The sequence below is a fragment of the Vibrio aestuarianus genome (genome assembly GCF_012395185.1).
Taxonomy (GTDB): Bacteria; Pseudomonadota; Gammaproteobacteria; order Enterobacterales; family Vibrionaceae; genus Vibrio; species Vibrio aestuarianus.
This window is the reverse complement of sequence record NZ_JAAZTU010000077.1, coordinates 1-3,523: the sequence shown is the minus strand read 5'-3', so window position 1 is coordinate 3,523 and position 3,523 is coordinate 1. Positions and strand designations below refer to the sequence as shown.

Below are 3,523 nucleotides of genomic sequence, written 5' to 3'. Positions count from 1 at the left end.
AAGATCTGCAATGAAATTGCACACAAATTAAATACGCGCCCACGCAAAAGACTTGGGTATAGAACACCAACGGAGTATATTCATGCGCATCTGTAGAAAGTGTCGCACTTCAAACTTGATACTAAGTTGCGCGCACTCTCAGTCTAAAATCAGAGAACGTTGTCTTCCCACTTAGGATTTCATTAATCAACTGCTGAGTAAGGCGAATAGCCACTTTATATGGGCGACCATTAAGCATAAAAGTGATCGTAACCCTTTGCCCTACCCATAACTTTTCAGGCTCTAAGCCCACAGTTTCCTTTTGAAGAATAATTCTGTTAGTGGCTATTTTAAAAAGTTCCGCTATTGGAAATTCGTATGACTCTCCAGATACTAAGCCTCTTTCAAATAAAGTTGGGAAAATAGCATCATATGATGATGCCTTTTGAAAGTGTGCGTTTAGATTATACAGCCGAGTCAGGGGGTAAGTATTTCGTTTAAAACGGTTCTCATGAACAACAATAAGGATTTCATGAGCAATTAATCGTTCTGTTGTAGACGTACAGGTAATGACCAAGCGATTGTCATGAACACTCGGGAATAAGTTACATATTTTTGCTAACTTTTCAGCCAATTTGTAAGAGCGAAAAGCAGCGATCGCACTAGCAACTGCTGCGAAAAAACTACAAACTGAAACAATGATACTAATATTTTCTACCACAAATATTCCTGATTACCTCTCCAACTGAATAGCAAACTAACGCCCAATTAAGTGGTGAACAACGCACTGGCCAAGCCGCTGCATTGCACCGTAAACACTTTACCTGACGCATAGTAAAACTGCCATGCGTTGAGAATCCACTTGAATTGTTTGTTATGTGAATGTAACCGTGAAATCAAAGTAAACCACCGTAGAAATTAAGGAGTTTGAGTAAGTTACGTGCAAAAACGATGCTGACCAAACCCTAAATTTCACAGCAATCTGAGCCGAAGAGAGCCATTTACAGAATCAACAACAAAGAAAGCGCCCTTTCAGCTACAACAAAACTTTTGCTTCACCAGACTTTCAGAGCTGAATGTCAGCAAGTTAATCAGTCAAAAAGACATTTCAATTAAAGCGATTTAAAACTGTCGGAACTCAACACAAGCCAGATCCAAAACCCAATTGAGGCAACCCAAGAACCTTGAAAACGCTCAATCTCAGGTTGTTCAAGAATCCATTTCGACCAAGCCAACTTGCCGAAAACACAGAACGAATTCTCAATGAAATCGTAGAATTAACCTCAAAAACTCACCCAACACATAACGCCGCATTAAGGTGTGAGCGGCGCTTGGCTATACTTGAGCGAAGCGAAAACGCCAAGCGTTGCGAATCACTCTTAAATGCTTTGTTAGTGCGTACTTTTTACGAATGCATTTTTGCGTGAGCTCGAAGCTTTTTTAACGCCCAATCGTAGTGACTTGGCATCGCAGATACACAGTAGCTTCCTAGCGTTGTTGTGCCTGTCCAATCGAAATACTGTTTAGTGAAAAGTGCCTCATCAGTAAAACTTTTAGCTAATTCGAGCGACGCTTTATGACTTTCCTGCACCAATTGCTTTGCTGCCGACAACTCTGTTTCTTGGTGCTTTTGCCAAAATTCAATGTTCATTTGGCCGTATGTTTTCCAATTGTATGGTTCAGGAAGAAAACTGACCTTCTGTCCCGCCATGTTTGAATTAACCCATTTCAGTAACAACTGATGCCATTCGTACAGATGTATCAATACATCTCGAAGGTTTCGGTCGCGAGCCCAGTGTAACTCCTTTTTACTCTTGTCACTGGAAAAATCAAACTCAGTATTTAAGACACTTACAGGCATTGAGTCGATATACCGAAATAGCTTTGTAAAACTCTCATCAGCTTGATGAATTAACTCTTCCTTAGTCTTCGGTCTTGCCATAACAAACTCCGTTCATCGTCTACAGATAAGCACTAACGCCCAATTAAGTGGTGAACAACGCACTGACCAAGCCACTGCATTGCACCGTAAAGCACTTTACCTGACGCATAGTAAAACTGCCACGCGTTGAGAATCCACTTGAATTGCTTGTTATGTGAATTTTACCGTGAATTCAAAGTAAACCACCGTAGAAATGAAGAGATTTGAATAAGTTACGTACAAAAATGATGCTGACCAAAACCTAAATTTCACAGCGATCTTAGCCAAAGAGAGCCACTTGCAGAATCAACAACAAAGAAAGCGCCCTTTCAGCAACCGCTAAATTTTTTGCGTCACCAGATTTTCAGAACTGAATGTCAGCAAGCAAATCAGTCAAAAATGCATTTCAATTAAAGCGATTTGAAACTGACTAAACTCAACACAAACCAGATCCAAAACGCAATTGAGGCAACCCAAGAACCTTGAAAACCATCAAACTCAGGTTGTTCAAGAATCCATTTCGACCAAGCCAACTTGCCGAAAACACGGAACGAATTTTCAATGAAATCGTAGAATTAACCTCAAAAACTCATCAAACACATAACGCCCAATTAAGGGGTGAACAACGCTACCACCCAACCTAACGCATTGTACTTTAAACACTAAACTTGAAGTAAAAGCAAAAATGCTAAGCGTTGAGAATCCCTCTTAAATTGTTTGTTAGCCCACATTAATTCACGAGTTTTTTATTGACTAAAACGCCCCTAAAACACTCTGGATTAAACGTCGTCCTGATTCACTCAACAACCAGACAAAACCACCAATGTTGATAAAAATCGTAACCCAAAGGATGAACTTAAAAGGTTGCTTCCTTGATTTGTGTCGTAATTGAAACTGAGCTAATAATGCTCCTGGCCAACCACCGACCAACGACAGCATATGCAATGTACTTTCTGACGTTCTCCAACTACCATTCTGTGCCGCTTGCTTATCCCAAGCAAACATAAAGTATGTAAATATGCTCAAAAACAAATACAAAGGAATTAGGAGTATTTCACCGTTAAAAACTGTTATCGATGCTGTTGCCGCAACCAAGAAGCTAAAACCAAATAACACTGTATAAGGGAACCCGTTGACGCCTTGCACTACCACATTTTCAGCATTGAAGCGTCCCTTTTTATCTTCTGAGACATCAAAAGTAACGCTATCTTTTACTTTAGGGCGATAACCTCGATTTGTGATAGATGAAATATGGAAAAATACCTTCAGCTTTCCATCAACAGACGAAATAAACCCATAACCTTTAGCATCATTCCATTCTACTATTTGACCTTTCATCATAATCCTTCGCTAGTTCTGACGCCTGTGGGCTAACGCCGCGTTAAGTGGTGAGCAACGCAGACCACTGCACTTAAAGCATTGTGCCGTAAACACTAAACCTGAAGCAAACCAAAAATGCCGAGCGTTGGGAATCCGTCTTAAACGCTTTGTTATATACCTTGGATTCAAGTACGAAGTGCGACACCTCTGAACATAAAAACAGTGAGATGCGATAATCATGAAGTTTGCTCCCGCCAAGAAGTAAAAAACATGAAATACACGCACCTCACTGAGAACGAAAGG

General features: G+C 40.3%; 3 protein-coding genes. All 3 read right to left on the bottom strand.

Annotated features, from left to right (window positions below; all coding sequences use genetic code 11):
* Positions 1-121 precede the first annotated feature (121 nt).
* The 3 genes from HGG78_RS18485 to HGG78_RS18475 all read right to left on the bottom strand — a co-directional run bounded on the left by HGG78_RS18485 (position 122) and on the right by HGG78_RS18475 (position 3,238).
* Entirely contained in the window at positions 122-700 is a 579-nt protein-coding gene (locus tag HGG78_RS18485) for a hypothetical protein (protein ID WP_172533783.1), read from the bottom strand.
* A 684-nt stretch (positions 701-1,384) separates the two neighbouring features.
* Positions 1,385-1,921 carry a ClbS/DfsB family four-helix bundle protein gene (locus tag HGG78_RS18480; protein ID WP_172533782.1) on the bottom strand — a complete coding sequence of 179 codons (537 nt, stop codon included), beginning with the start codon at positions 1,919-1,921 and terminating at the stop codon, positions 1,385-1,387.
* A 732-nt stretch (positions 1,922-2,653) separates the two neighbouring features.
* Positions 2,654-3,238: a DUF1294 domain-containing protein gene (locus tag HGG78_RS18475; RefSeq protein WP_038964135.1), complete on the bottom strand. Its 585-nt coding sequence runs from the start codon at positions 3,236-3,238 to the stop codon at positions 2,654-2,656.
* Positions 3,239-3,523 lie beyond the last annotated feature (285 nt).

Excerpts from the sequence above, each read along its gene's own strand:
- HGG78_RS18480 (WP_172533782.1), bottom strand. The coding sequence starts at position 1,921 with ATGGCAAGACCGAAGACTAAGGAAGAGTTAATTCATCAAGCTGATGAG.
- HGG78_RS18475 (WP_038964135.1), bottom strand. The coding sequence starts at position 3,238 with ATGAAAGGTCAAATAGTAGAATGGAATGATGCTAAAGGTTATGGGTTT.